This window comes from Mesorhizobium erdmanii (assembly GCF_013170725.1).
Taxonomy (GTDB): Bacteria; Pseudomonadota; Alphaproteobacteria; order Rhizobiales; family Rhizobiaceae; genus Mesorhizobium; species Mesorhizobium erdmanii.
Window position 1 is genome coordinate 5,961,578 of sequence record NZ_CP033361.1, and the last position, 25,364, is coordinate 5,986,941.

The 25,364-nt window shown below is 61.3% G+C and carries 24 protein-coding genes and 1 pseudogene; 2 read left to right on the plus strand and 23 right to left on the minus strand.

The window, feature by feature from the left end:
- Window positions 1–44 precede the first annotated feature (44 nt).
- The 8 genes from ccoS to ccoN form a co-directional block, all read right to left on the minus strand.
- Window positions 45–194 (minus strand): cbb3-type cytochrome oxidase assembly protein CcoS, encoded by a 150-nt coding sequence (ccoS, locus tag EB233_RS28715; protein WP_006329249.1) that lies wholly within the window; start codon window positions 192–194, stop codon window positions 45–47.
- Window positions 191–2,476: a cation-translocating P-type ATPase gene (locus EB233_RS28720; protein WP_064987390.1), complete on the minus strand. Its 2,286-nt coding sequence runs from the start codon at window positions 2,474–2,476 to the stop codon at window positions 191–193. Before EB233_RS28720 ends, ccoS begins: the two co-directional genes overlap by 4 nt.
- Window positions 2,473–2,970: a FixH family protein gene (locus EB233_RS28725; RefSeq protein WP_064987389.1), complete on the minus strand. Its 498-nt coding sequence runs from the start codon at window positions 2,968–2,970 to the stop codon at window positions 2,473–2,475. The genes EB233_RS28720 and EB233_RS28725 overlap by 4 nt, the downstream gene beginning before the upstream one ends.
- The gene (gene ccoG / locus EB233_RS28730) at window positions 2,967–4,532 is read right to left on the minus strand and encodes a cytochrome c oxidase accessory protein CcoG (protein WP_081288677.1); all 1,566 of its coding nucleotides are present in this window, start codon (window positions 4,530–4,532) and stop codon (window positions 2,967–2,969) included. The genes EB233_RS28725 and ccoG overlap by 4 nt, the downstream gene beginning before the upstream one ends.
- A 198-nt stretch (window positions 4,533–4,730) precedes the next feature.
- Window positions 4,731–5,594: a cytochrome-c oxidase, cbb3-type subunit III gene (gene ccoP, locus EB233_RS28735; protein ID WP_064987388.1), complete on the minus strand. Its 864-nt coding sequence runs from the start codon at window positions 5,592–5,594 to the stop codon at window positions 4,731–4,733.
- 2 nt (window positions 5,595–5,596) lie between these two features.
- The gene (locus EB233_RS28740; protein ID WP_027033462.1) at window positions 5,597–5,746 is read right to left on the minus strand and encodes a CcoQ/FixQ family Cbb3-type cytochrome c oxidase assembly chaperone; all 150 of its coding nucleotides are present in this window, start codon (window positions 5,744–5,746) and stop codon (window positions 5,597–5,599) included.
- 10 nt (window positions 5,747–5,756) lie between these two features.
- The gene (gene ccoO / locus EB233_RS28745) at window positions 5,757–6,488 is read right to left on the minus strand and encodes a cytochrome-c oxidase, cbb3-type subunit II (protein ID WP_064987387.1); all 732 of its coding nucleotides are present in this window, start codon (window positions 6,486–6,488) and stop codon (window positions 5,757–5,759) included.
- 11 nt (window positions 6,489–6,499) lie between these two features.
- Complete coding sequence (ccoN, locus tag EB233_RS28750; protein ID WP_064987386.1) at window positions 6,500–8,110, minus strand: cytochrome-c oxidase, cbb3-type subunit I; 1,611 nt, start codon at window positions 8,108–8,110, stop codon at window positions 6,500–6,502.
- A gap of 129 nt (window positions 8,111–8,239) precedes the next feature.
- On the opposite strand from ccoN, the gene EB233_RS28755 reads away from it, so the two are divergent.
- Window positions 8,240–8,779 (plus strand): hemerythrin domain-containing protein, encoded by a 540-nt coding sequence (locus EB233_RS28755; protein ID WP_019856553.1) that lies wholly within the window; start codon window positions 8,240–8,242, stop codon window positions 8,777–8,779.
- Window positions 8,780–8,782: 3 nt separating this feature from the next.
- Here the strand turns inward: EB233_RS28755 and EB233_RS28760 are convergent, their stop codons facing one another.
- The gene (locus EB233_RS28760; RefSeq protein WP_064987385.1) at window positions 8,783–9,538 is read right to left on the minus strand and encodes a Crp/Fnr family transcriptional regulator; all 756 of its coding nucleotides are present in this window, start codon (window positions 9,536–9,538) and stop codon (window positions 8,783–8,785) included.
- A 157-nt stretch (window positions 9,539–9,695) separates the two neighbouring features.
- Between EB233_RS28760 and hemN the strand changes: the two are divergent.
- Window positions 9,696–11,046, plus strand: a pseudogene (hemN, locus tag EB233_RS28765) (oxygen-independent coproporphyrinogen III oxidase).
- A 536-nt stretch (window positions 11,047–11,582) separates the two neighbouring features.
- Here the strand turns inward: hemN and EB233_RS28770 are convergent.
- From EB233_RS28770 to EB233_RS28835, 14 genes are all read right to left on the minus strand, one after another.
- A complete protein-coding gene (locus EB233_RS28770; RefSeq protein WP_064987384.1) occupies window positions 11,583–11,855 on the minus strand; it encodes a DUF2274 domain-containing protein in 273 nt (90 codons plus the stop codon).
- A gap of 12 nt (window positions 11,856–11,867) precedes the next feature.
- Window positions 11,868–13,082, minus strand: a complete 1,215-nt coding sequence (locus tag EB233_RS28775; RefSeq protein ID WP_064987415.1) for a TraB/TrbI/VirB10 family type IV secretion system protein — start codon at window positions 13,080–13,082, stop codon at window positions 11,868–11,870.
- Window positions 13,083–13,093: 11 nt separating this feature from the next.
- Window positions 13,094–14,122, minus strand: coding sequence for a P-type conjugative transfer protein TrbG (gene trbG, locus EB233_RS28780; protein WP_064987383.1), 1,029 nt, complete (start codon window positions 14,120–14,122; stop codon window positions 13,094–13,096).
- A complete protein-coding gene (trbF, locus tag EB233_RS28785; RefSeq protein ID WP_010914023.1) occupies window positions 14,119–14,844 on the minus strand; it encodes a conjugal transfer protein TrbF in 726 nt (241 codons plus the stop codon). Before trbF ends, trbG begins: the two co-directional genes overlap by 4 nt.
- The gene (gene trbL / locus EB233_RS28790; protein ID WP_064987382.1) at window positions 14,845–16,167 is read right to left on the minus strand and encodes a P-type conjugative transfer protein TrbL; all 1,323 of its coding nucleotides are present in this window, start codon (window positions 16,165–16,167) and stop codon (window positions 14,845–14,847) included. It lies immediately after the preceding gene.
- A gap of 31 nt (window positions 16,168–16,198) precedes the next feature.
- Window positions 16,199–16,924: a P-type conjugative transfer protein TrbJ gene (gene trbJ / locus EB233_RS28795; RefSeq protein WP_064987381.1), complete on the minus strand. Its 726-nt coding sequence runs from the start codon at window positions 16,922–16,924 to the stop codon at window positions 16,199–16,201.
- Window positions 16,921–19,371, minus strand: coding sequence for a conjugal transfer protein TrbE (gene trbE / locus EB233_RS28800; RefSeq protein WP_064987380.1), 2,451 nt, complete (start codon window positions 19,369–19,371; stop codon window positions 16,921–16,923). The genes trbJ and trbE overlap by 4 nt, the downstream gene beginning before the upstream one ends.
- Window positions 19,365–19,637 carry a VirB3 family type IV secretion system protein gene (locus EB233_RS28805; protein WP_064987379.1) on the minus strand — a complete coding sequence of 91 codons (273 nt, stop codon included), beginning with the start codon at window positions 19,635–19,637 and terminating at the stop codon, window positions 19,365–19,367. Before EB233_RS28805 ends, trbE begins: the two co-directional genes overlap by 7 nt.
- The gene (locus EB233_RS28810) at window positions 19,637–19,945 is read right to left on the minus strand and encodes a TrbC/VirB2 family type IV secretion system protein (protein WP_010914020.1); all 309 of its coding nucleotides are present in this window, start codon (window positions 19,943–19,945) and stop codon (window positions 19,637–19,639) included. Before EB233_RS28810 ends, EB233_RS28805 begins: the two co-directional genes overlap by 1 nt.
- 11 nt (window positions 19,946–19,956) lie before the next feature.
- Window positions 19,957–20,925 carry a P-type conjugative transfer ATPase TrbB gene (gene trbB, locus EB233_RS28815; RefSeq protein WP_019856545.1) on the minus strand — a complete coding sequence of 323 codons (969 nt, stop codon included), beginning with the start codon at window positions 20,923–20,925 and terminating at the stop codon, window positions 19,957–19,959.
- Window positions 20,922–21,335, minus strand: coding sequence for a CopG family transcriptional regulator (locus EB233_RS28820; protein ID WP_019856544.1), 414 nt, complete (start codon window positions 21,333–21,335; stop codon window positions 20,922–20,924). The genes trbB and EB233_RS28820 overlap by 4 nt, the downstream gene beginning before the upstream one ends.
- Before the next feature lie 118 nt (window positions 21,336–21,453).
- Window positions 21,454–23,484, minus strand: a complete 2,031-nt coding sequence (locus tag EB233_RS28825) for a conjugal transfer protein TraG (RefSeq protein WP_027046537.1) — start codon at window positions 23,482–23,484, stop codon at window positions 21,454–21,456.
- 664 nt (window positions 23,485–24,148) lie between these two features.
- Entirely contained in the window at window positions 24,149–24,538 is a 390-nt protein-coding gene (locus EB233_RS28830; protein ID WP_027046536.1) for a hypothetical protein, read from the minus strand.
- The gene (locus EB233_RS28835) at window positions 24,529–24,927 is read right to left on the minus strand and encodes a hypothetical protein (RefSeq protein ID WP_155249078.1); all 399 of its coding nucleotides are present in this window, start codon (window positions 24,925–24,927) and stop codon (window positions 24,529–24,531) included. The genes EB233_RS28830 and EB233_RS28835 overlap by 10 nt, the downstream gene beginning before the upstream one ends.
- Window positions 24,928–25,364 lie beyond the last annotated feature (437 nt).

Below are 25,364 nucleotides of genomic sequence, written 5' to 3' on the forward strand. Positions count from 1 at the left end.
ATTCCGAGTCGGCGTCAGCACAGCGTCGGGAACAGCGGTCTGGCTCAGCGTTCCGGCTTGTCGTCCCGGAGGATGCGCTCAGCGGCTCCGTCAAGATCCTCATATTGGCCACTCTTCAACGCCCACAGAAAGCCAGTCAGCCCCAGTGCGCCAAGAAATAGGGCGACTGGCATGAGGTAGACGAGTATCGTCATGATGACCGCGCTGATGGGTGAATGCCGGAATGCGTTGCCGAAGAAGCCCTCGTCAGCTCGGCGAGCCTAAAGCCCTGCAGCCGCAGCCCGTTTCCGATCACCAGCAGCGATGAGGCGGACATCGCGACCGCCGCGATCAACGGCGTGACGTTGCCGAAGATGGCGATCGGCACGGCAACGGCGTTGTAGATGATCGCGATGGCTATGTTCTGGCGGATCAGCCGCCCTGCCTTCCGCGAGACGTCCAGCGCAAGGGGTACGGCCGAAAGGCTTTCACGCAGGAACACGAAATCGGCCGCGTTGCGGCCAATATCGGCGGCGGTCGCGGGAGCGATCGAGACGTGCGCCGCGCCCAGCGCTGGCGTGTCGTTGAGCCCGTCGCCCACCATCAGGACCTTGTGGCCGGCCTTGGTCAGCACTTCGATCCGCTCAACCTTCCCGGACGGCAGCAGCGCCGGAACAAAACGGTCGATGGCCAATATTCTTGCGACATCGCCACAGACGTCCGCGGTATCGCCCGACAGCATTTCGACCGAGACCCCTGCATCGTTCAATTGCGCCATGACGCTCCCGGCATCGGCCCGCAACGCATCCTCGAAAGCGAAGGAAGCGACAATCATCCCGTTTTTCGTCAGCACCGTTCCGCCGTAGCCATGTTTGCCTTCACCACCGGTCCGAGCCTTCCACCCGGCCCATCCGCGTCGACCTAGCCGCCAGGTGCTTCCGGCGTCAGTGGCTTCGATACCAAATCCCGGGTGCTCGGCGACCGCATCGAACTTGTGTTGCCCGCCCCGAGCGGCAAAGCCGGCTATGGCCTTTGAAAACGGATGACGCGAATGCGCGGCCAGGTCTGCGGCGATTGCCAGCATGACTGGATCGATTGAGCCCGAATTGACCAGCCGGGGCTGGCCGAGCGTGAGCGTTCCGGTCTTGTCGAACACCGCTGTATCAATCGTCGCCAGGCGTTCCATCGCCGAGCCGTCCTTGACCATGATGCCATTCTCGAACAGGCGCCGCGCGGCGACCACCTGGACGATCGGCACCGCAAGACCGAGCGCGCACGGGCATGTGATGATCAAAACAGCGATGGCGATCGTCATCGCGCGGTCCCAGTCGCCGGTCGCCGCCATCCAGCCCAGGAATGTCACGAAGGCGGTGAGATGAACCACGGGCGCGTAGAGTGCCGAGACGCGATCGGCGATGCGGCGATAATGCGCACGACCGCCCTCGGCGGCCTCCATCAGCCGAACCATTTCCGCCAGGAACGAATCCTTTGCGGCGGCTGTCGCCTCGATCGTCAGCGGGCCGGTAAGGTTGAGCACGCCAGCCTGCACGGCTTCGCCTGACGCCACGTTTTTCGGGGTGCTCTCGCCTGAGACCAGCGAACAGTCGAGATCCGACGCTCCCTGAATGATCTTGCCGTCAACCGGGATTCTTTCGCCGGCTGCTATCAGCAGTTGCATACCCGGTTCGATCTCGCCGACCGGCAAATAGTCCCGTGCGCCATCTCGGCGCAGCACCATGGCGCCACGCGCGGCCAACTGCGACAGGCCTTTCACAGCGGTGCGGGCACGTTCGCGCATCACGTGGTCCAGCGTGCGGCCGATCAACAGGAAGAACAGTAGCGACACCGACGCGTCGAAATAGGCGTGGTCGCCATGGTTGATCGTCTCGTAGAGGCTCATGGCATAGGCAAGCGACACCCCCACCGCGATCGGCACGTCCATGTTCATGCGGCCGTGGCGCAGTGCATTCCAGGCCGAGCGGAAGAAGATGCCACCGGCGAAGGCCAGCGCCGGGATGGCGATCAGCGCCGAGACCCAATGGAACAGGTCGCGGGTAGCACCTTCGGCGCCGGACCAGACCGAGACTGACAGCAACATGATGTTGCCGGCCGCGAAGCCGGCAACGGCGACGGCGCGGATCAGCTCCGCAAGCGTCTTGTCCTTCTCATCGACCTCGGGGGAGAACAAATGCGCCTCGTAGCCCAGCCTGCCAAGCGCGGCGACGAAGGGTGGCACAGAGTCCCCACGCCACCGGATCGCGACCCGTTTCGTCGACAGGTTGACACGAGCGCCTTCGACGCGATCGAGCCTTCCGAGAGCCGTCTCGATGGCCTGGATGCACGCCGCGCAGTGAACCGTCGGCACTGAAAGGTCGGTCTGCCAAAGATTGTCGCCAAGCGATCGGCTCGCCAACCTGATCTCCTGGCTAGACGGCAGGACCGATGTGGTACTGGTCAGATCCAGCGCCAGTTCCGCGCTGGGTGCACAACAGCTCATTGCAGCGCTCCTTGCGAAATCATGATCCGGCGAACGTCGCGATAGGGCTCTGTCAGACCGGCATCGGCGTCGACTTCGACGATCCAGACGCCATCCCTTGGCAAGTGCTGCGCGGCAAATTCCTGGTCCGAGACGAGGGCGAGAGTGACGGCCTTGTCCCCAGCCTCGTAGGCGGTATGACGAAACAGTATCTTGACGCCATGCAACGGGACCGGCTTGCCGGTGGTATCGCTCAAGCTGTAGCGGACCTCACCCCGAGCGATCGTCAGTTTGCCGGTCCAGCCGAGTGCCGCCTGCGCGCGCCCTTCCTCGGCCTTTCGGTTGAATTGCTGGCTGGCCACATAGGTGTTCTCGACGACAAGGCCGGTCCAGCTCGTGCTGGCGAGTGTCGCCATCGTGAGATTGACCGCGATAATCACGCCGAAAAAGCCGAGAATGGTGAGCAGCATGTGCCTGCCGGTGAACTCACGCGTCTTTTGCGTATTGGTGCTCATCTGGCGATCTCCGGTGCGTTGAAGGTGGCGGTGTATTCGTCCGATTCGAAGCTCGCTCTGTCCTCGACGCGGAACTTGAAGGTTTGTGCAGCGTGCCGAACCTCACCCGCTGGCTGGCGCACGAAGACCTTCAGCATGTTCAGGCGATCGGGCTCGACCGGGATGGCGAAGGAGCGGCTTGCCGGGATGTCGTCGCCGACCACGCTCATTTCAGCCCCTTGCAAGCCTTGCATCGTGACGACGATCGTCCGTGGCTCGGGAATCATGTTGAGCAGCTTGACGGTGTAACCGTTGCGGATCGAGCCGTCGGACAGGGTCACGAATTGCGGATTGCGGTCGTGCAGGACGTTGATCTCGAGTCGGTCGCGCGTCAGGAGTGAATAGATCAAGGCAAGCCCGACCGCGGTCCACGCGCCCATGTAGAAGAAGGTCCTCGGCCGGAAGATCTTGCGAATATGGAAATGCGCCAACCTGGCGGAGAATGTGCTGTCGGCCGTTCTGACGAGTGAAGGGTTCACGGGACCGGAGCCGCCTGCGGTCGCCACCGCCATGTTGGCGTTGTAGTCGGACAGCGTCGCATAGGAGATCAGCCCGCGCTCCTTGCCGAGCTTGTTCATGACGCCGTCGCAGGCATCAAGGCACAGCGCGCAAGTGATGCATTCGAGTTGCTGGCCGTCGCGAATGTCGATCCCCATCGGGCAGACTGCGACACAGGCATTGCAGTCGACGCAGTCACCGACCGGCTGCCCCGCAGCCTGGACCTTCTTGGCGTGCCGCGAACGAGGTTCGCCACGCCAGTCATTGTAGGTCACAGTGAGCGAATTCTCGTCGAGCATGGCAGCCTGGATGCGCGGCCACGGGCACATGTAGGTGCAGACTTGCTCGCGCATCAGCCCGCCGAACGTGTAGGTGGTCGCCGTCAGCACCGCGATGGTGACGTAGGCGACCGAAGCGGCGGTGCCGTTGAATACGTCGCCGATCAGCGTCGGCGCATCGGCGAAATAGAGGATCCAGGCGCCGCCGGTAGCTGCCGCTATGACCAGCCAGATGGCGTGTTTCGACACACGCAGCACCAGTTTGCGCGCGGTCCAGCGGCCGGCGTTGAGCTTCATGCGAGCGTTGCGATCGCCTTCGATCGCCCGCTCCACGACAAGGAAAAGATCGACCCATACCGTCTGCGGGCAGGTATAGCCGCACCAGGCGCGGCCGACGGTGGACGTAATCAGGAAGAGGCCGATGCCGGCCATCACCAGAAGGCCGGCGACATAGTAGAATTCCTGCGGCCATATCTCGATGAAGAAGACGTAGAAACGGCGGTTGGCAAGATCGATCAGCACGGCCTGATCAGGAGCAAACGGACCTCGATCCCAGCGCAACCAGGGCATCAGATAATAGAGGCCCAGCGTGATCGCCATCACCAGCCATTTGAAGCGGCGAAAGCTGCCCGAGGCGCGTTTAGGGAAGATTTTCTTGCGCGGAGCATAGAGCGGCTGTCGTGTCTTGGCGGAGTTGACCGCTTTTGCCTCGAGCCGCTCCATCTGCGTTTTATCCAGCACGTGCATCTCCACTCGCGCGCGGCCTATGACATCGTTGTGCGACGGTCTGCTTCGACAGACGTCCGGTCTGCAGTGAGCCCGCTTCGCCGCGTGGGCCGCGCCGCCTTGCTGCAGGTCAATCGCCGCATGCCGGAATGGTGTCGGGGCCCGACTCGTGCCGGGCCCCGTCGCTTGGCGGGGAGGGCCGAGAATAGGCTTCCGTTCCTATTCTCCGCCGCCAAGCGAATGGACATAAACCGCAAGTTCCTTAACCTTGGTCTCGCCGAGACGCCCGATCCAGGCCGGCATGACACCGTGTTTCGGCGCGCGGACTTGGACGGCGATGGCTGTCTCGCCGGGTGCGTAGAGCCAGATCGCATCGGTCAGATTGGGCGCGCCAAACTCCTTGGTGCCTTTTGCGTTGGCGCCATGACAGGCGACGCAGTTTTCCGCGAATACCTTGGCGCCGGGCTCGATAAGACTTGCATCCTGGACCTTGCCCGAGAGGCTGGCGACATAGGTACTGACCTGCGTGGCCTGCTCGGGCGTGATGATGTCACCGAAGGGGGGCATTTCCGACTGCCGAGTATCCGGGTCGGATGCGAAACGGATGCCGTGCGCGATCGTTTGCTGGATCTGCTCGGCCTTGCCGCCCCATAGCCAATCGTCGTCGTTGAGGTTGGGAAAGCCCTTGGAACCCTGAGCGCCCGAGCCGTGGCATTGCACGCAATTGACCTTGAAGGTAGCTCCGCCGGCCGCTACCGCCAATTCACGCAGCGCGTCGTCGGCTGCAATCTCGGATACGGTCTTCTGCTGGATGGCCGCGACATATTTGCCCTTGGCGGCTTCGGCAGCCGCCAGCTCAATCTTGACAGCGTTGCGGCTGGAATAGCCAAGCAGACCCTTGGTCACGGAAGACAGCATCGGCCAAGCCGGATACGCAATTGTATAAGCCACCGCCCAAGCGACGGTGACGTAGAAGGTTGTCACCCACCATCGGGGCAATGGGTTGTTGAGTTCCCTTATCCCGTCCCATTCATGACCGGTCGTTGAGATGCCCGAGACTTCATCGATATGCTCGCTGCTCATGATCAGTCGTCCTTGAGTGGAATCTGGGCGGCTTGATCGGCCTGTGTTTTGCCGCCGGGACGCAAGGCAAAGGCAATGCAGCCGACGAAGAAGAGCGCCATGGCAAGCAGACCCCAGCTGTCCGCGAATTCCCGCATCAAATTATAGCTCATTGCGTCCCCCTCAGCGGTAGCCGGCTGCATCGTCATAGGTCTTGAAATCGACCAGCGTGCCGAGCATCTGGAGATAGGCGACCAGCGCATCCATCTCGGTCACCTGCTGCGGATTGCCGTCCAGATCACCGACTTTGGCTTTCGGATAGCGTTTCTCGACGCCGGAGGCATCGGCATTCGGGTCGGCCTGGGCCATCAGATCGGCATTGGCGTGCGCGATCATGTCATCGGAGTACGGGACGCCAACACGCGCGTTCGCAACCAGATGCGTCGAGAAGTCCTTCACCTCGATCGGAGCGTCCTTCAGGAACGCGTAGCTCGGCATGATCGATTCCGGCACCACCGAACGCGGATCCGTAAGGTGCTGAACATGCCATATATTCGAGTAGCGGTCGCCGACCCGGGCGAGATCGGGCCCGGTGCGCTTCGATCCCCACTGGAAGGGATGATCGTACATCGACTCGGCGGCCAGGCTGTAGTGGCCGTAGCGCTCAACCTCGTCCCGGAATGGCCTGATCATCTGGCTGTGGCAGAGGTAGCAGCCCTCGCGCACATAGATGTTGCGTCCGGCGAGTTCCAGTGGCGAGTAGGGCCGCATGCCTTCGACTTTCTCGATCGTGTTGTCGAGATAGAAGAGCGGCGCGATCTCGACGATGCCGCCGACGGTCACGACAAGAAGAGAGCCAACGAGAAGAAGCGTGGCGTTCTTCTCGATGATCGCGTGTTTGTCCATCAAGCCCATTGTCTGGCTCCCTATTCGGCAGGCCGGAGGGCGGGCTCGGAACCTGGCATTGGTTGCTCTTCGCGCTGGTGGCCAAGAATGGTCATGGTCACGTTCCAGGCCATGAGCAGGGCGCCGGTGAGGTACATCGCACCGCCGATGGCGCGCATGACGTAGAAGGGATGCATGGCGGCGACGGTTTCGGCGAAGGAGTAGACGAGGAAACCCTGCTCGTCGTATTCGCGCCACATCAAGCCCTGCATGATGCCGGACACCCACATCACCGCGGCGTAGACGACGATTCCGAGCGTCGCCAGCCAGAAGTGCCAGGTGACGAGCCGCAGCGAATAGAGACGTTCACGGTTCCACAGTTTCGGCACCATGTAGTAGATTGCGCCGAACGAGATCATGCCAACCCAGCCGAGCGCGCCGGAATGGACATGGCCGATGGTCCAGTCCGTGTAGTGCGACAGCGAATTGACCGTCTTGATCGACATAATCGGACCTTCGAAGGTCGACATGCCGTAGAAGGCGACTGCCATCACCATCATGCGGATGATCGGATCGGTGCGCAGCTTGTCCCAGGCGCCAGACAGCGTCATCAGGCCATTGATCATACCGCCCCATGACGGCATCCACAGCATGATCGAGAACGCCATGCCGAGCGTCTGCGCCCAGTCGGGTAAGGCGGTGTAATGCAGGTGGTGCGGGCCGGCCCAGATGTAGAGAAAGATGATCGCCCAGAAGTGGACGATCGACAGGCGGTAGGAGTAGACCGGCCGGTTCGCCTGCTTGGGCACGAAATAATACATCATGCCGAGGAACCCGGCGGTGAGGAAGAACCCGACGGCGTTGTGGCCATACCACCATTGCGTCAAGGCGTCCTGGACGCCGGAGAAGGCGGAGTAGCTCTTCGAGCCCAGGAACGACGCCGGCATCGACAGATTGTTGACCACATGCAGCATCGCGATTGTCACGATGAAGGACAGGTAGAACCAGTTGGCGACGTAGATATGCGGTTCCTTGCGCTTCAGGATCGTGCCGAGGAACAGGATGAGATAGGCGACCCAGACGATGGTCAGCCAGAGATCCACATACCATTCGGGTTCGGCGTATTCGCGGGCTTCGGTGATGCCGAGCAGGTAGCCGGTCGCGGCCATGACGATGAACAGCTGGTAACCCCAGAACACAAACCAGGCCAGTTTGCCGCCAAACAGCCGGGCGCGGCACGTGCGCTGCACGACGTACAATGACGTGCACAGCAGCGCGTTGCCGCCGAAGGCGAAGACGACGCCCGACGTATGCAGCGGTCGCAAGCGGCCGAAGTTGAACCAGCGTTGTATGTTGAGATCGGGATAGGCAAGCTGCAGGGCAATGATCACACCGACGAGCATGCCGACGACGCCCCAGAATACCGTTGCAATGGCTCCGTAGCGGATCGGGCCATCCATGTAGGCGGAGGCGTCGATCGGAGCCGCCGGCTTGAAATCTGTGTTGCGCAGCAGGATCGCGGTAAAGCCAGCCACGGCGAAGAACAAAACCCCCATATGCTGGCGAAAAGGTCCTTCTACGCCGAAGCCGGCAGCCACCAGGGCCGCAAAAGCAAACAGGCTTAGAACGACGATCTCCGTGCCGAATTTCATGACATGTCCCCGACCAGGATTCCAATGCGCGGACGCCAAATCCGCGGTGCATTAATTCCGTAGTTGCCGCCTGCTCGCCCTGATCCATGTCAGAGCCGCACGATTTTGCTTCGGGCAGCATCGAGTTCGGTGCAATCAGAAGGTGGCGATTTGAACAAGGAAACGCAGCACGGGCCAACCCGCTCATGGACAAGTGCGGCTTTCTCGCGCCAGGTCGGCACAGAGGCGATTCCGGGCGAGGTCATGAAGCTTGCCCATCGGGAAAAGCTGGAGCTCTGCTTCTCGCTGGAAAGCATTGCCGATGCACTGCCGAACGTCGACCGCCTCAAATGTCTTGGAACGGCCAAGAAGATCGTTCCGCTGCTCCGTGACATTCATGGGTTTGAGGAGAGGGTGATTTTCCCTGCGTATGAGGCGCACTTGACTCCGGCCGAGGCCAAACTTGCCTCTACCAGCCGGTTGCGCATCGAGCACCTTGAGGATCAATGCTTCGCTGGCGAGGTGGCCGAAACGCTCCTAGCGATCGGTCATGGTGATCCGATAGAGAGCGCGGAAGCTGTCGGATTCATGCTACGCGGCTTCTTCGAAGGCTTGCGGCGACACATCGCTTTCGAACGCGAGCATGTCCTGCCGCGGATCGTAATAAGCGACGAAGGCCCCGACGCTTAGGTCTCATTCAAAGGCCGGTTGCCGCGCGCCTCGGCCGCCGCAGCGCTGCTCCAGCCGGCTCATGCTGTCGACCGTTACATGGCGTTTGCTCTCGATCCGGATCACGCCGTCAGCCCGCAATCGCGTAAGCTGGCGGCTCACGGTCTCGTTCGTCAGTCCAAGGAAATCAGAGATGTCGGCACGTGTCAGCGGCAGATCGAAGCATGCCGACCCAGCCGCCGGGTCGATACTGGAATCCATATTCCGGGCGATCATGAGGAGAAAGCTCGCCACCTTCTCCGGTGCGGTCTTGCGCCCGAGAGTCACCATCCATTCAAGTGCCTCGTCGAGTTCGTCCAGCGTCTGCTTGAGCAGGCGATGCTCGAGTCCCGATGATTCCTTCATTATCCGTTCAACGGCCGCCTTCGGAAACGAGCACAGCGAGACGGAGGTTGCCGCTTCCACATTGATCGTGCTTTTCACCTTGAAGGGCCGTCCCAGAAAATCCGGTGCGAACCGAAGACCGACAATCTGCTGGCGGCCGTCCGAAAGGCACTTCGTCAGCTTCACAACGCCTGAAAGCAAGTTTGAATAGCTGTCGACGGCCTCGGCGTCGGCGATCAGTTCGACCCCCGGCTCGATCTTGTGCCGCGACGAAGTTTTGGCGAGCCCAACCAAATGGTTTGGATCGAGCGCACCGCAGACGCCGCGATGTCGTGCTGCGCAAGACAGGCAAAGAACGGGAATGCCGGAACTGTGAAGGTCTTGCCGTACTGTCATTACGCTCGCGCTACCGATCCCAAGTTTCGACAGGATAGCAAGCGATGGCAGAGAAATCCTTGCGGCAGTTTGTCCGTGCTGGAGGCTGACCGAAATCAGGGCATTGGCTCTTCGACGCGTCCAGACTTCCGGCGAGGCAAAAACGGCGGACCACCAAATGAGACCGGAATTAGCTGCCAGGCTTGGCGAGAACGTCCCGCGTTATACCAGTTACCCGACCGCGCCGCATTTCCATCCTGGCGTCGACGCTGATGTCTATCGAAGCTGGTTGAAGGCGCTCGAAAGCGGTGACGAGGTCTCGCTCTACCTGCACATGCCTTATTGCGACCGGCTGTGCTGGTTCTGTGCGTGCCATACAAAGCAGACCCGCCGCTACGAGCCGGTGGCTTCGTATCTCCGCTCGCTTCACGCGGAGATCGCGACTGTCGCCGGTCTTGTCGGCGGCAAGGCCCATGTCCGCGCCGTGCATTTCGGCGGCGGCTCGCCGACCATGCTGAAGCCCGAAGATATGATAGCCTTGGGAACTGTCCTGCGGGATAGCTTCGATTTTCTTGCCGATGCGAAGATCAGCGTCGAAATCGAACCCAACGACATGGACGAAGCCCGCCTTGATACACTTGCCGAGATCGGCATGGCGCGGGCGAGCCTCGGCGTTCAGGATTTCGATCCGAAGGTGCAGAAGGCGATTAACCGCGAGCAGAGCCTTTTTGCAGACCAAGGCGGTTGTCGACGGCATTCGCTCTCGCGGCGTAGGGTCCGTGAACCTCGATTTGCTTTACGGCCTGCCGCATCAGACCAGGGAGAGCGTCTGTTCCACCGTGGCGCAGGCGCTGACTCTGGAGCCGGACCGGATGGCGCTGTTCGGCTACGCGCATGTGCCCTGGTTCAAGAAGCATCAGACTATGATCGACGAGGCATGGTTGCCGGGTCCGGCCGAACGGTTCGCTCAGTGGCAAATTGCCGCCCGTCTGATCATGGGCGCCGGATACGAGGCGATTGGAATAGACCATTTCGCCAAGCCGGATGATGCGCTTGCAGTCTCGGCTCGCGCGGGAACAATCCGCCGCAATTTCCAGGGCTACACCGAGGATCGCTGCGAAACACTGATCGGGCTCGGGCCGTCATCGATCAGCCGGTTTCGACAGGGCTATTCGCAGAACATGCCGTCGACAGCCGAATATGGACGCATGGTCGAGGGGGGACATCTGGCCACGGTCCGCGGCATCGCGTTTTCCGAAGATGACCGTGTTCGCGGCTGGATCATCGAGCGCTTGATGTGCGATTTCGGCTTTTCAGCAGGCGAACTGGTGGAACGCTTCGGGGAAGCCGGACAAAAGCTTCTTTTCCAAGCAAGCTCCATCGCCATTGGCGACCCTGCTCGACCGCTTGAACTCCAAGGTGACAGTTACGTCGTATCGGCGGAAAGTCGTCCCTTTGTAAGGAGCATTGCAGCGAAGTTCGACAAATATTTCGAAAGTGGAACGGCCAGGCACTCAGTGGCAGTCTGAGTGCCACAGACGAACGTCACCGTCTTCAGTCGATCGCGAACCTCCTCAAAATCGTCGAAACCAGCAGCTAACAATTCGATAGTGCATATGGCGCCACTTTACGATGCTGTGACGACGCGGGTATTCCCAAAGAGGGTCGCATGGCAGAGGGCTGGGACCCGCCGGAACCCTGCAGGCAGGGCTCCACTTCGTATCCGCCCAAGCAGGTTGGATTGTTCGGCCCAGTCTTTCACTGAATGTCAGCGACGCACCCCATTGCGGCTTCCGCTACTCAGCGCTGCGGCTCTTGAATGCCCCTTTGAGATGAGCTCATTCTGAGTAACAACCGCACGGCGTTCCCACGTGTCTGAAACCATGCATCAGTGCGGCTAGCACGCCCTGCGTCTGTTCGCGGTTTCCGGCCGCCCAGGCACTTACTTGACCTCCAGCTGCTCGAAGTTCGCGCATAGGCCTTACATGACGGATCGGTAGGCCGCGACCGCCGGGAATTTGGGCACCCGGGCGGGCTGCGCCAATTGACCAACTTTATGCTTCGATTACTCGGGATCTGAACCTGACACGCGTCGCGATTTCTCTGACATGCCGGCGGCAGGCAAGCTTTCCTTTCTGGCCTTGGCAAACGCTCTGTCAGCTTCCAGAAACCCTGCCAGCATGAAAGGTATGAGTTCCGCTACCGTTTCAGACTCGCCATAGGTCTGGCGGTAAAGCGCCGCATAGTCCTTGAGTGCTTGGTTCAGGTCCGCGCTAACGATGATGGTCATCTTCGAAGGTGTCCGGTCTGGAAGCTTTCCAAGTTTCAGATCTGCCATGATTACTCCTGTTCAAGTCGGGTATGGGCGCAGCACAAGATCCTTGTGTACAATCACGCGTAGGGGCCAACCGGGGCGGACGACAATGGTGGGTTGAATATTCAGGTTCTTTTCGGTGATGCGCTGGCCGGCTTGACTGATGTTTTGCTGAGTGGATTCCCGGATCGCCTTAACTAGGTCGCTTTCGTTTTCCCCAAAGCTCAACTCGGTACCAACGCCCAGTAGCGTCGCTAGAGCAACTCCCTTGATCAGCTGCCAGGTGTGAAAATCGACCTTGTCCTCAAGCCCGGCATAGCCGGCAGTATCCGTCGCTGGCAGATTGTCGATTTCGATCGAGGAACCGTCGGGCAGGATTATTCGCTGCCAGACCAGCAATGCGCGCCTCTGCCCAAAAGCCACGACGCTGTCATAAGTGCCGATGAGGCGTGAGCCTTGCGGAATGAGCACAATGCTGCCGGTGACTGTGTCGTGCACATTCTCGGTGACCTGCGCGACGACAAGGCCAGGCAAGTCGGAATTTATGCCGGTGACGAGACTGGCCGCAATCACGCTGCCGGCCATCAGTTGGTAGGGTGAGGCCGGCGTCTGCAGCGCGTGCTGATTGTAGATCCCGCTTGTGTTCCGCTGACTGATAAGATCGAGCTTGCGCTGTTGGTTGTTCTGGTCACCCTCGGCTGGGGCAACGGAAGCTGACGCGCGCGTCGCTCCGGATTGCGGAAGCGCCTCAGACGGCTGCTGCGCACTCGGCCCACCGCCGGCGACATCTGTCTGTCTGGGTCGATTGTCGATCCGGAATAAGACTTGCGACTCGCGCGCCTCAATTGCTTGCTGGGCAAGGCGCTGCTCCTCGGCGGAGATATCCTGCCCTGGCGCGATGCCGAGCTGACGTTGGCGTTCAAGGATGGGCCGACCGAGGTCGCCGGGCAGTGGCGGTCCGAGCACAGGGGCCTTCGGCATGATCCCGGAATAGTCCTTGGGAAGCGCTTCTAGTCCCTCGGCGGGTGGCTTGCGCTCGGTGTTATAGCGGTCCTCTGCCTGGTGCTTGATACGCCATGCCGGTCCTTGAAGCGCCATCATCGTGACGCCCAGAATGGCACCGGATCCGACTGCAGCGATGGCGACGATCACACCGCGCCTGAATCGGACAGCGCGGCGGGGCGAGGCTCGCAATTGCAGCTGCTCGGGATCGAGTTTCGGCGGCGCATCGGATCGGGAGGTATCGGTCATGAGCGCTCCCCTCACCTGCTGGGCCGCGCAAAGAGCGGAATCCGCCGCGGCGGTTGCCGGCCGTCAGTCCTGGTGATGCGCACCACTTGCTGCTGTTTGCTGCCTAGACGCAGTTCTGCAGCGCCAAAGAGGCGATCGACGATGTAGTAGTTGCCGCGCATGCGATAATTGACGAGCTGGCTGTCCCCATCGGCACCGACGATGAAGAGAGGAGGCGCTTCACCCTGATCAATGCGACGGGGGAATTCGATATAGACCTTGCTGCCATCGTCGAAAGCGCGCGTCGGCCTCCAGGGTGGTGTGTCGCCAGTGATTGAATACCGAAAGCGGATATTCTCGAGCGCCACATTCGACGCCACCGGCGTGGCAGCCTCGGCTTGGGCGTTGCGCTGGCGTAGCGCGATGATCTGGTCCTCGCTATAGGTCCAGGAGATCGCCGCCATTGAGGTCTTCTCGGTGCTTTGAAGCTGCAAATGGTAGGTGCGTCGTTCCGTGGTGATCACCAGATTTGTGTTAAGTCCCGGCGCGAAGGGTTTTACCAGCACATGGGTGCGCTGATTGTCACCGGTGCCGCTGACGGTATCGCCGATCACCCAACGCACCGTGTCGCCGGCCGACACGGCTGTTAGCTTCTCGCCCGGCTGGAGTGCGATATCGGTAACGCGCTCCGGCGCGGCATAGAGCTGATAGAGTGCGCCATCGGCGAATGGATAGACCTGAACCGCATTCACGTACCCATACCTGGTGGGTTGCTGCGTCGCTGCTTTATTGGCATCGGAGACCCGTTCTTCAGGAGAGCGCTTGTCATCGGCCACCCTGCCCGGATCGGGCTGTAGCTGACCTGGCAACGGCAGCGGCTTTGGCACTTCGACTATCTTGACCGGCTTCTCCGGCGGCTTCTCGATTGCGGCTGGTTTGAAATCGGCAGCATCATAGGAAATCTCAGGCGGCGGTACCGGCTTCGACGCGCAGGCGGAGAGGACTGCTGTAGAGGCCGACAGGATCAGCACGGCACGGACCGACGACATTCTATTCTTCATTGGTGGACTCCTTTTGGGGAAACGGACGTCGGCGCAGCACTGTCGAGCTCGCGCGACCAGTCGATCGCATTGATGAAGACGCCGAGCGGGTTGTTGCGCAGTTGGTCAGTATTACTTGGCGGGCGGATCACGATGGTGAGGATCGCGGTCCAGCGCGTCGTGCTGGCAAGGCTGCCGCGCTCAAAAACCTGCTCGGCCCATTTGACCTGGAACGAGCTGTCCGAAGCCCTGACCACGCTGGTCACTTGCACCGACACGCTGCGTGTGCCGATCTGACCGAAAGGATCGTTCGCCTTGGCGTACTCGTTGAGAAAGAGCGCCGCGCGGTCGGTGGCGAAGTCATAGGCCGAAAGCCAGTTCTGCCGCACCAGCACCGGATCGGTGGAAACGGAACGGACATTCTGAATGAAGCGGCCGAGATGCCACGCGATCTGGGCATCGGAGGGCTCGTAGTCCCGGATTGCCGGCGCAACGGCGCGTGCCTCGCCGAAGCCGTCGACCTCGACGACGTAAGGCACGACGCGGCTCTGCATCGACTGCCACACGAGTCCGCCGGAAAGTCCGGCCGCCAAGGTCAGACAGCCAAGAGCCATGAACCGCCAGTTGCGGGCCTGCACTCGAGATGAGCCTATGCGCTCGTCCCAGAGCTGCGCGGCCTTCTGATACGGCGTGACCGGCTCGGGCGTCTTGCCGTAACGTTGAATGGGTCGCTTGAATAGCATTTAGTCGTCCTTGTCGTTGAGAGAGGGATTGGCGCTGCCTCCCGGCCTGTCGCCTTCTCGGACGGCCTGCATGGCGGCGTGACGGTGGGCACGGGCTGTCTGTTCGGAACGCAGGCGCCTGGCCCAGCCGGGCGCGGCATCAGCGACCGGACCAGTAGGGCTTCCTGTCATGGATGCGGTCGGCGCACCACCGGTCGCGGTCCAGGCAGCTTCGCGCCCGGCATCAACGCTGCGCCCGAAGCCTCCTGCGGCAGATCGTGCCGCCCCCATTGCGGCGCCGCCGGCGGCGCTGGTCACACCATGCATTCCAGCAGCTACACCGGGCAGGCCGGACTCGAGCGATGTTGCGCGCCCCATCTGCCAGGCCGTAGAAGCCGCTGACCCCATGGTCGTGCCGGCACGGAGTGCGGTGAGACCGCTGCCGGTTGCCATGCGCGCGCCGGCAAATGCTGCGCCTGCGGCAACGAGCGATGTACCGGCTGCGGCTGCCGTGGTTCCAAGTGCGGCGCCCGCGCCAAGCTGCGGCGCGCCCGAGACAAGACCGGAGGCTATCCCAGGTCCGAAAATGCCGAGACCAAGGAGCGCCAAGGCGCCCAGGACCTGTGACATGGCGGCGGCCAGATCCGGCTCCTTGCCTTGCAGCGCGGAAGCGAACTCGCCAAAGAGCGTGGAGCCGATGCCGATGATGACGGCCAACACCATCACCTTGATGCCCGACGAGATGACATTGCCGAGCACGCGCTCGGCGAGAAACGCTGACCGGTTCCAAAGCGCGAAGGGCACAAGAATGAATCCGGCCAGAGTGGTGAGTTTGAATTCGAGGATGGTGATGAAGAGTTGGATGGAGAGGATGAAGAAGGCGATGATGACCAGGAACCAGGCCACGAGCAGCACGAAGATGGTGAGCGCGTTGCCGAAGATTTCTGGGAAGCCGAGAAGCTGGCTTGCCTGATCGAGAAGCGGCCAGGCGCCCTCGAAACCGGTTGCGGCAATGCGGCCCGGATGCAGGAGATTGTCGGCAGATAGGTTGCCGGATGACGCATTGATGCCGAGACCGGCAAAAGACCGATAAATGATGTCGGCGAGGTTCTTGAAGTTATTCAAGATGAAGGCAAAGACGCCGACATAGAGCACTTTGCGGATGAGCCGGCCGAATATGTTGGGTTCGCCTCCGAATGCCCAGGCGAGGCCGGCAAGTGTGACGTCGATGCCGATCAGGTTCGTGGTAAGGAAGGCGACATCGCCCGAGAGCAGACCGAACCCGCTATCGATGTAGCGGATGAAGGTCTCCATGAAGCGATCAATGACCCCAAGGTCGTTCATGCCGCCTTCCTCGTCGTCAAGAGATTGGTGATCAGTTGCCGGGATAGGCCGTGCCTGTGCCGAGGAAGCGCTTTGTCGTCTCGCGCGCGGCCTCCTCGGACTGCGCCTTGCGCGCCGCATCCTCGGCCTCAGCGCGGAACTGCGTTGCGAGCAGCGTCTGGATCTGCATCTGCTGCTTGGTCGAAAGCGCAAGGAGCTGGTTAGTGGCCTGACTTGCCTGAAGCGCACCGGCCGCGCCTTGGCTGCGGTTGACGAGATCGGCAAGCAGGTCACCATCACCGCGAACATTCTCGACGATCTGCGACTGAACACCCATGGTCTGACGGAATGCCTGCATTGCGTTTTGCCAGCGGTCACGTGCGGCGCTCGCTACATCGCTGACCTTGATCGTGGCGTCGTAGCTTTCCGGATATTGATTACGCCACTGGTCCTGAAGCTTGTTGAGATCAAAGCTCAGGCCACTTGCCTGGTCCATCAGACCGTCGATCCGTTGGAGCGAGCCGGTAAGCTGACCCACGGAAGAAAAATCCAGACTCTGAAGATTGCGTGCCATGTTCTGCAGCATGGTCGCCTGGTTCTGGAGCGACTGGATCTGGTTGTTGATCTGCTCCAGCGAGCGCGCCGCCGTGAGCACGTTCTGTGCGTAGTTCGACGGATCGAACACGATGAGCGCGTAGGCCGGCTGCACGTAGTCGGCCATCGGCTTGGCGATCAACGAAAGGGTGATCAGGCCCGAGAGAAAGCGGCGCCGCATCATGACGATTGCTCCTTGGTTGGTTGAGGGAATTGCTGGAGAAGCTCGGCCGCCCAATCCAGGCCGCAGGCGCCGAGGAAGCGAAAGACAAAGCTGTCCTGCCCGTGCTCGGACAGGACCCTGTCGATCAGGCTTTGCGCGGCTGGACCCGAGGCGCCGCAAAGTGCAAGCGCGATGGGGCCGAGCCCGAGCTCGAAGCGACGGTTGCCGCAGCGCGACTGCAAATAGTAGTGCCGCTTCGGCGTGGCCCGGGCGATCAGTTCAATCTGCCGGTTGTTGAGACCGAAGCGCTCATAGGCAGTCCGTGCCTGCGGTTCCACGGCACGATCATTGGGGAGAAAAATGCGCTGTGGGCAGCTCTCGATGATCGCCGGCGCTATTGCAGAGCCGGCGATGTCGGCAAGCGACTGCGTGGCGAAGATCACCGATACGTTCTTCTTTCGCAGCACCTTCAGCCATTCGCGGATGCGGGCAGCAAAAAGCGGATTGTCGAGATAGACCCAGGCCTCATCGAGCATGAGCAGCGTCGGTCGCCCGTCGAACCGCTCCTCAAGGCGATGGAAGAGATAGGTGAGCACAGGCAGCACAGCGCTTTGGCTATGCATCAGCTCCTCGGTCTCGAAGCACTGCACATCCGACAAGGCCAGCCGATCGTCGTCGGCATCGAGCAATCGGCCGAAGGGACCGTCGAGCGTGTAGGGCATTAAGGCGGACTTCAGTGCATTGGACTGAAGCAGGACCGACAGACCGGTCAGCGTGCGCTCCTGCGCCGGCGCGGTGGCGAGGCTGTTGAGCGCCGACCAGATCGCCTCCTTCACCTCCGGCGTGAGGGCGACGTTCTCATGGGCAATCAGGCCGGCGATCCATTCAGCTGCCCAGCTGCGCCGACCCTGATCACCGATATTGCGCAGAGGCTGGAAGGCAAGCGCACCGTCCGAACCCAAGACATGATGCTCTCCACCCATGGCGAGCGTTGCCGCGCGCGCCGAATTGCCTTTGTCGAAGACATAGACCTGCGCGCCGGCATAGCGACGAAACTGCAGGGCGATCAGGGCAAGCAGCACCGATTTTCCGGCGCCGGTCGGTCCAACGATCAGCATGTGGCCTACATCTTCGACATGGGAAGAAAGCCGGAACGGAGTCGACCCGCTGGTTTCGGCGATCAGGAGCGGCGGGGCCTCTCGTCCAGTGACTTCAGCCAGATGCTCGTTCGCCGCAGGACCGGCCCACACCGAGGAAAGCGGCATGAGATGGGCAAGGTTCAGCGTGTGAACGAGCGGCTGACGAACGTTGGCATAGACATGACCCGGCAGCGAGCCGAGCCAGGCTTCGACCGCATTGACGCTTTCGCGGATGGTGGTGAACCCGAGCCCATTGATGATGCGCTCGACCGCGCGAAGTTTCTCAGCGGCGGCTTGGCGATCCTCGTCCCATACCGTCACCGTTGCAGTGAGATACCCGAAGCCGATATGATCGCCGCCCAACGCCTGAAGTGCTTCATCGGCGTCGAGCGCCTTATTGTCGGCGTCGCTGTCGACGAGCGGAACGGGTTCGTTGCTTACAACCTCGCGCAGGATTGCGACCATCGATTTGCGCTTGGCAAACCATTGCCGGCGCAAGCGGGTCAGCGTCTTGGTGGCCTCGGTCTTGCCGAGCGGAATGAAGCGCGTCATCCAGCGATAGGCGAAATCCTGATGATTGAGGGCATCGAGGATTCCGGGCCGGGTGAGGTTCGGAAAGCCGAGGATGGTAAGTGTGCGAAGATGTTGCTCACCCAGCATCGGCTCCAAGCCGCCGGTAAGCGGCACATCGACCAGGATGCCGTCCAGATACATCGGCGTTTCCGGCACGGCGACCGGATGGCGGCGGGTCGAGATCGTGTCGTGCAGGTATGTCAGCGTCTCGGCGTCATCGAGCAGACGCACTTCGGGCATGAAGCCCGACAGAAGATCCAGCACACGGTCGGTCTCGTCACGGAACCGCGCCATCTCCTGGCGCCAGTCTCTTTCGCCTTCTGAATGATGCGAGTCGACGAGCGCGCTTTCCGCCCGCGCCTGGGCGTCCGGTGGCGGCATGGACAGCAAGGTCAGGTGATAGCGGCTCTCGAAATGCGCGACCTTGCCCTCGAAAGCAGCACGCCGTTCTTCATCAACCAGCCATGACGCCGCGTCCGGGAAACGCGAGGACGGATAGCCCAGCGCTTCGATACGCTCGGCCTCGAAAAACAATGTCCAGCCGGAGCCAAGGCGTCTAAGCGCATTGTTGGCCCGGGCGCAGATGCCGATGAGTTCGGCTTCGGTCGCGCTTTCCAGATCGGGCCCGCGAAACCGAAGAGTCCGCTGAACGCTGCCGTCCTTGTTGAGCACGATGCCGGGCGCCACCAGTGCTGCCCAGGGCAGGTGGTCGGCAAGCCGGTCGGCCTTGCCGCGATATTCCGAAAGGTTCAGCATGCGAGCCATCCGCTCAGGCGAAGGTGACGGACAAGCACGCTGGCAAAGTCGGGATCGCGCCTTGCGGCAAAGACCGCGAGCGAGTGGCAGCCAAGCCAGAGCACTAGCCCGGCAATCCATTGCTGCAAGCCTAGTCCGATGGCCGCAGCCACCGTGCCGTTGAGGATCGCCACCGCCCGCGGCGCGCCGCCCAGCAGGATCGGTTCAGTCAATGCCTGGTGAACGGGAACCTCGAAGCCCTCGATATGTTGCACTCCGGCGGCCATCAGACGAGCGCCCCGCCGCCGAAGGAGAAGAACGAGAGGAAGAAGCTCGATGCGGCGAAGGCGATCGACAGGCCGAAGACGATCTGAATCAGCCGGCGGAAACCGCCTGCAGTATCGCCGAAGGCAAGGGTCAGGCCGGTGGTGATGATGATGATCACCGCGACGATTTTGGCGACCGGTCCCTGCACCGATTCCAGGATCTGCTGCAGCGGCTGTTCCCAAGGCATGCCGGAGCCGGCAGCGTGCGCCGGAACTGTGAGAAGAAACGCGAGCGCGGCAAACGAAAGAAAGCGGAGCTTCTTACGCATAAGGGGGCCTTTCAAAGTTGCTGGAGTTGCGGAGGCGTGAGTGGGGTGACGGCGTAGTCGCCGCTGCCGTCGAGACCTGTGACCTCAGCGATTGCATCGATGCGGCGCGACGAGCCGCGCCCCGCGATGAAGACGATGAGATCGATGGCATCGGCGATGAGGCGGCGCGGCACGGTGACGACAGCTTCCTGTGCAAGCTGCTCGATGCGATAGAGGGCAGAGCGCGCCGAATTGGCATGAACCGTGGCGATGCCGCCGGGGTGCCCGGTGTTCCATGCCTTGAGCATGTCCAGCGCTTCCGCGCCCCTGACTTCACCGACGATGATGCGGTCGGGGCGGAGCCTGAGCGTCGAGCGCACGAGATCGGCGAGTGTGACCGAGCCCCGCCTGGTTCTCAGGGCAACGCAGTCCTTTGCTGCGCATTGCAGTTCGCGGGTGTCCTCGATGAGGATCACTCGCTCGTCGCATTCGGCGACTTCGGCCAGCAGCGCATTGGCAAGTGTCGTCTTACCCGACGACGTGCCTCCGGCGACAAGGATGTTGCGCCGTTCTCGGACTGCCTTTATCAACGCATCGGCCTGCAGCGGCAACATGATGCGATCCGCAACATAGTTGGCCAGCGTGTAGAGCATTGCGGCTGGTTTGCGGATGGCAAAGCAAGGCGCCAGCACGACAGGCGGCAGCAGTCCCTCGAAGCGTTCGCCCGATGGCAACTCGGCGCTGACAATCGGATTGTCCGCATGCGCCTCGGCACGCACGTGGGAAGCGACCAGGCGGATGATGCGTTCCGCCTCGGAAGGATGCATATGCACGGCCGTATCGATTCGGCCTTCTCCCAGCCGGTCGAGCCGCAGCGCACCATCGGGATTGACCATCACCTCGATGACCAATGGATCGGCCAGCGCCTCAGTGATCGTCGGACCCATGGCGGTGCGCAGCATGGCGCGGCGTCGGTGGTCGGCCTCTGGATGAGCGCTCATCCTTCCCCTCCTCCGCCATTGTCTTTGCCAAGCGAGCGTTTCCCCGATGCGATCTGGCGACCGACCTGCTCGACGAATTTGTCGAAACGCTCCTGAGCAATCGCTTGCGTCGCCTTGTCCGGAACAGGCGTGTGGGCATGAAGCGTGATCGAAAAGCGGATGAAGAGCGCCAAGCTTTCCAATGTCATCTCGACATCGCGCCTGACGTGAGTGAGGTCGCGGGAAAGACGGTCCAGCCTCATGCCATAGCGCCGATCGAGTTCATTCTCGCCACGCCGCTCGATGAAAGCTTCTACGGCCTTCGCGACGACCGCGGATTTTGTGGTCGAGGGATCGCGGCTGAGGTTGTCCAGCTTCTCGCTCAATTCCGGTTCGAGCAGAAACTGGTGACGAATGCGGTGGGGCTTCATGCGCTTGTTCCAACTGGCCGGCGCTGGCGGGCCGGCGGCGGAACAAGCATTATCGAGATGCCCAAAATTGCTTACGGCCGTTATCTACGCTGAGATACGCCCGGGCTGCGGAAAGCGTTCAGAAGCCGGGGACGATATCCTTGTCATCACCCCTTCCCTCGTTGACGCCATAGGCACCTGCGACGGTGGAGATCCGGTCCATGACGCGTTTGTCCGCCATCGCCTCGCTATCATCGTCTGCGGGTCTGGACAGATCGTCCTGGTCCGGTTCCTGGGTGACGGCGGTATGTTCTTCGGGTAGGCCAGGATGGCGCTGCTGCTGAACACCTCCCTCGTCCGCAAGCGCGGCGCCAGCGCTTTCATCGTCAGACGCAAGACGACGGTCGACGCCGCGTACTTGCCCAGTCCAATCGTCCGGCCGCGACATCGGGCAGTCCGCGTAGGGTCCGTCGCGCAACACCGGCGAAGGCAGCACCCGCTCGGTGAAATTGTGGTCCTCATAGTATCGCAGCTTTTTGGCCCGGATGGGGGGCAATCCCGAAACCAGCACCAGTTCGTCCGCGGGCGGCAATTGCATCACCTCGCCCGGTGTCAGCAGCGGGCGGGCGGTTTCCTGGCGGCTGACCATGACATGCGAGAGCCAAGGTGCCAGCCGGTGGCCCGCATAGTTGCGCATGGATCTGAGTTCCGTGGCCGTGCCAAGCGCGTCCGAGATTCGCTTGGCCGTGCGCTCATCATTGGAGGAAAAGGCAATTCGCAAATGGCAGTTGTCCAGAATGGCGTTGTTGTCGCCATACGCTTTGGAGATCTGGTTCAACGATTGCGCGATCAAGTAGGCACGAATTCCGTAACCGGCCATAAATGCGAGTGCGGTCTCAAAGAAGTCGAGGCGACCGAGCGCCGGAAACTCATCCAGCATCATGAGCAGTTGATGCTTGCGGCTCTTCTTTGGGTCACCCTCGAGGCGCTCCGTCAGCCGCCTGCCGATCTGGTTCAGGATCAGTCGCACCAAGGGCTTGGTGCGCGAGATGTCCGATGGCGGCACGACCAGATAGAGCGACATCGGCCACTCCGCATCCATCAGATCGGCAATGCGCCAGTCGCAGTCCGATGTTACCGCCGCCACGGTCGGATCACGGTAGAGGCCGAGAAAAGACATGGCGGTCGAGAGGACGCCTGAACGTTCGTTCTCCGATTTGTTCAACACCTCTCGTGCCGCCGAGGCCACGACGGGATGGACCTGAGGCTTATTGGCCGCGCCGAGATGGTTGGTCGTCATCATTCGCCGCAAAGTCGCAGCAAACGAGCGTTGCGGGTCCGACAGAAAGGTGGCGACGCGGGCAAGAGTCTTTTCCTCTTCGGCGTAGAGCACGTGCAAGATAGCGCCGACCAGAAGTGAATGACTGGTCTTCTCCCAATGATTCCGCCTTTCCAGCGCGCCTTCCGGATCGACTAGAATGTCAGCGATGTTTTGGACATCGCGAATCTCGTCCGAACCTTTGCGTACCTCCAGCAGCGGGTTGTAGCGGGCCGATCGCGGATCAGTCGGATTGAACAAAAGGCAATGCGAGAACCTCGACCGCCAGCCGGAGCTCAGCTGCCAGTTCTCGCCTTTAATGTCGTGAATGACGGCCGAGCCGGACCAGGAGAGAAGGGTTGGGACAACCAGTCCGACGCCCTTGCCGGAACGTGTCGGCGCAAAGGCCATGACGTGCTCAGGCCCGTCATGACGCAGATACCGGTCCTTCAGTTTGCCGAGGAAGACGCCTGCCGGCTGAAACAGCCCTGCTTTCTCGATCTCCCGCGTCACCGCCCATCGAGAGGAGCCATAGGTGGTGACCAAGCCGCGCTGGCGCGCGCGCCAGAGGGAACCAGCGATCGCAGCGGCACAGCCCATGAATCCACTGGCGCCCGCAAGCATGCCCGCCTTGTCGAATACCTCGGGCGCATAGGCATCGAATTGGAACCACCATTCCAACAGTTTCCACGGCTCGTAGATCGGCCATCCAGCCGCGACAAACCATGGCGCGCCGAGTTGTTCCTGAAAGGCTAGCATATGAGCGCACCATTGCGTGGCAGCCCACACGCCGAGGAGAACGATGGCGAACACAATGGCGATCTGCCCAATCAGAAGCTTCGTGGGCGTCACTGGCTTGCTCCGCTGTTCTGGAGAGATGGATCGAGCATCGCCCGGGACGGCCGGAACAGGAATGCGCCCTATGTACGACTTGGTGCGATGAGAGGCTGTTTGGCGCGCCGTTGCTCTCCTTCGAGGTGTATCAATATTCGCGCATTCCCGAGGAATGCTATTTCGGAGGGGACTCATATCGGTCGTGCCTATCGTGAGCACGTGGTCGGGGAGCTGGCGGTGGCGTGCAGGCAAGCCGCTGAGGAAATTCTGAACATCGAGTCCGGTCTGAGGTACAACAAGCCTATCGAGATCGGATCGCGAGGTAGCCCTGCCCGCCATGGGAATTCCTCAGGCAAGCACCGACATATTGGGCACTGCCTTATAAGTGGAAGGCGCCTTCCCGTTGCCTCTATCGCAGATAAGTTACCTTCCGGCCTTCGCGCTGGGTTCCCAGCTGGACTGCGTTTCAGTCTCAATTCGCTGTGCTTTTTGTGAGCCAGACACCATTTCTCGGACGGTGAATTGACGACATTCATTGTCCGACAAGCCCTCGCCAGCGATCTGTTGGGCAGAGGCGGCTATCACCCCGGCCGTGGCACATCCGCGCGCTGCAAAACCTCGATGAGCCGCCGGCTCAAACGCCCAGGCAGATGCAAAGATCCACAGATGCGTTCCGCCAGCGCTAGTCGCCAAGCATATGACCGGCATTTCGCATTGCGCCTAGGAAGAGGCCGGCATGGTGAGTGACATCGATTTTGGCCTGCATTGACACCGGCATGCTGGTCCAATTCTCCAACGGTGCAATGAAGCGGGAGAAGGTACCGTCGACGACGCAGTAGCGGCTAATAAGGCCTTGTCTGTCCAACGCCAGCACACCAATCTGGCCGCCTCGATATCGGATGGCTGCGAGCCGTTGAACCTCGGCGTCATCATCGTTCCGCACGTCGAAAAGCAGGTTGCCGCGGCTCCTCGCAGCTATTTCCGCCGCTTTGTCATTGAAGCTCAAGCAGAGTGAGCGGACGCTTTCCACTGCCATCTGGAAAACCAACAAATCCAGTTCATTCACGGCCATGTGGGCAGTTGAGCCAATAAATGGATGATTGCAATGTCGCACACGGCTTGCTCACAGGTGTCGGCGACTGATCGTTCGTGGTTTTCTGTCCGCTGCCGGCGATGGAATATTTGAAGGACGGCGGGTCCCGTATTTCCTGTCGCGTTGGCAACCGCGGCGGCCACCTGCCGGGCGGCAGCGGCAGAGATAATGTCATAGACAGGTGGAAGCGTGGGCTTTCTGCCCTTCAACAGTTCCCTGACCCTACAGATTTGCACGCGCGGCCGCAGCTTGCCGCCCGCCTCAACGGGTTCGGCTTCTCTGGCAGCACGTTCCATTGCCGCGGTCGCCTTGTTGAGCGTCACCAGAACGCCAAGCTTCGTGGCTGGCAAGATCGCCAACTCGCTCAAGCTCACCACCTCTATTCGATGGACGGGCACGGCCGTGCATCGCCGCGGCAGGGGACAACATCGTCGTGACCGGCCCTCAAGCCCTATATCGTGACGGCGGGATCGTTCACCAGGAGCGGCGAGATCGCCGTGGAGGGCAAGCCCTTCCACGTCGTGGCCGTCGGAGGGAGCGGCAACATCCACGATCAAGCAGCTGAGAAAGATCACGCATATAGCCACGATCCCGCGGTCCAGCCGATCTACATTTGAGGACGACCAGATCAAGCAAGCGCGCCCTGTCGAATTTGGGTCCGGGATTGGCAGTTGGTCTATCCCTTCCTGACGATGGAACGCTCGATCCAGTCATGGCTTACAAGGTGGAGAGCGGCGACCAGAGCGCAGATGAGTACACGCCTACTACGAGATCGGCTATCGCACCAATTCGAGCGGATCACGAT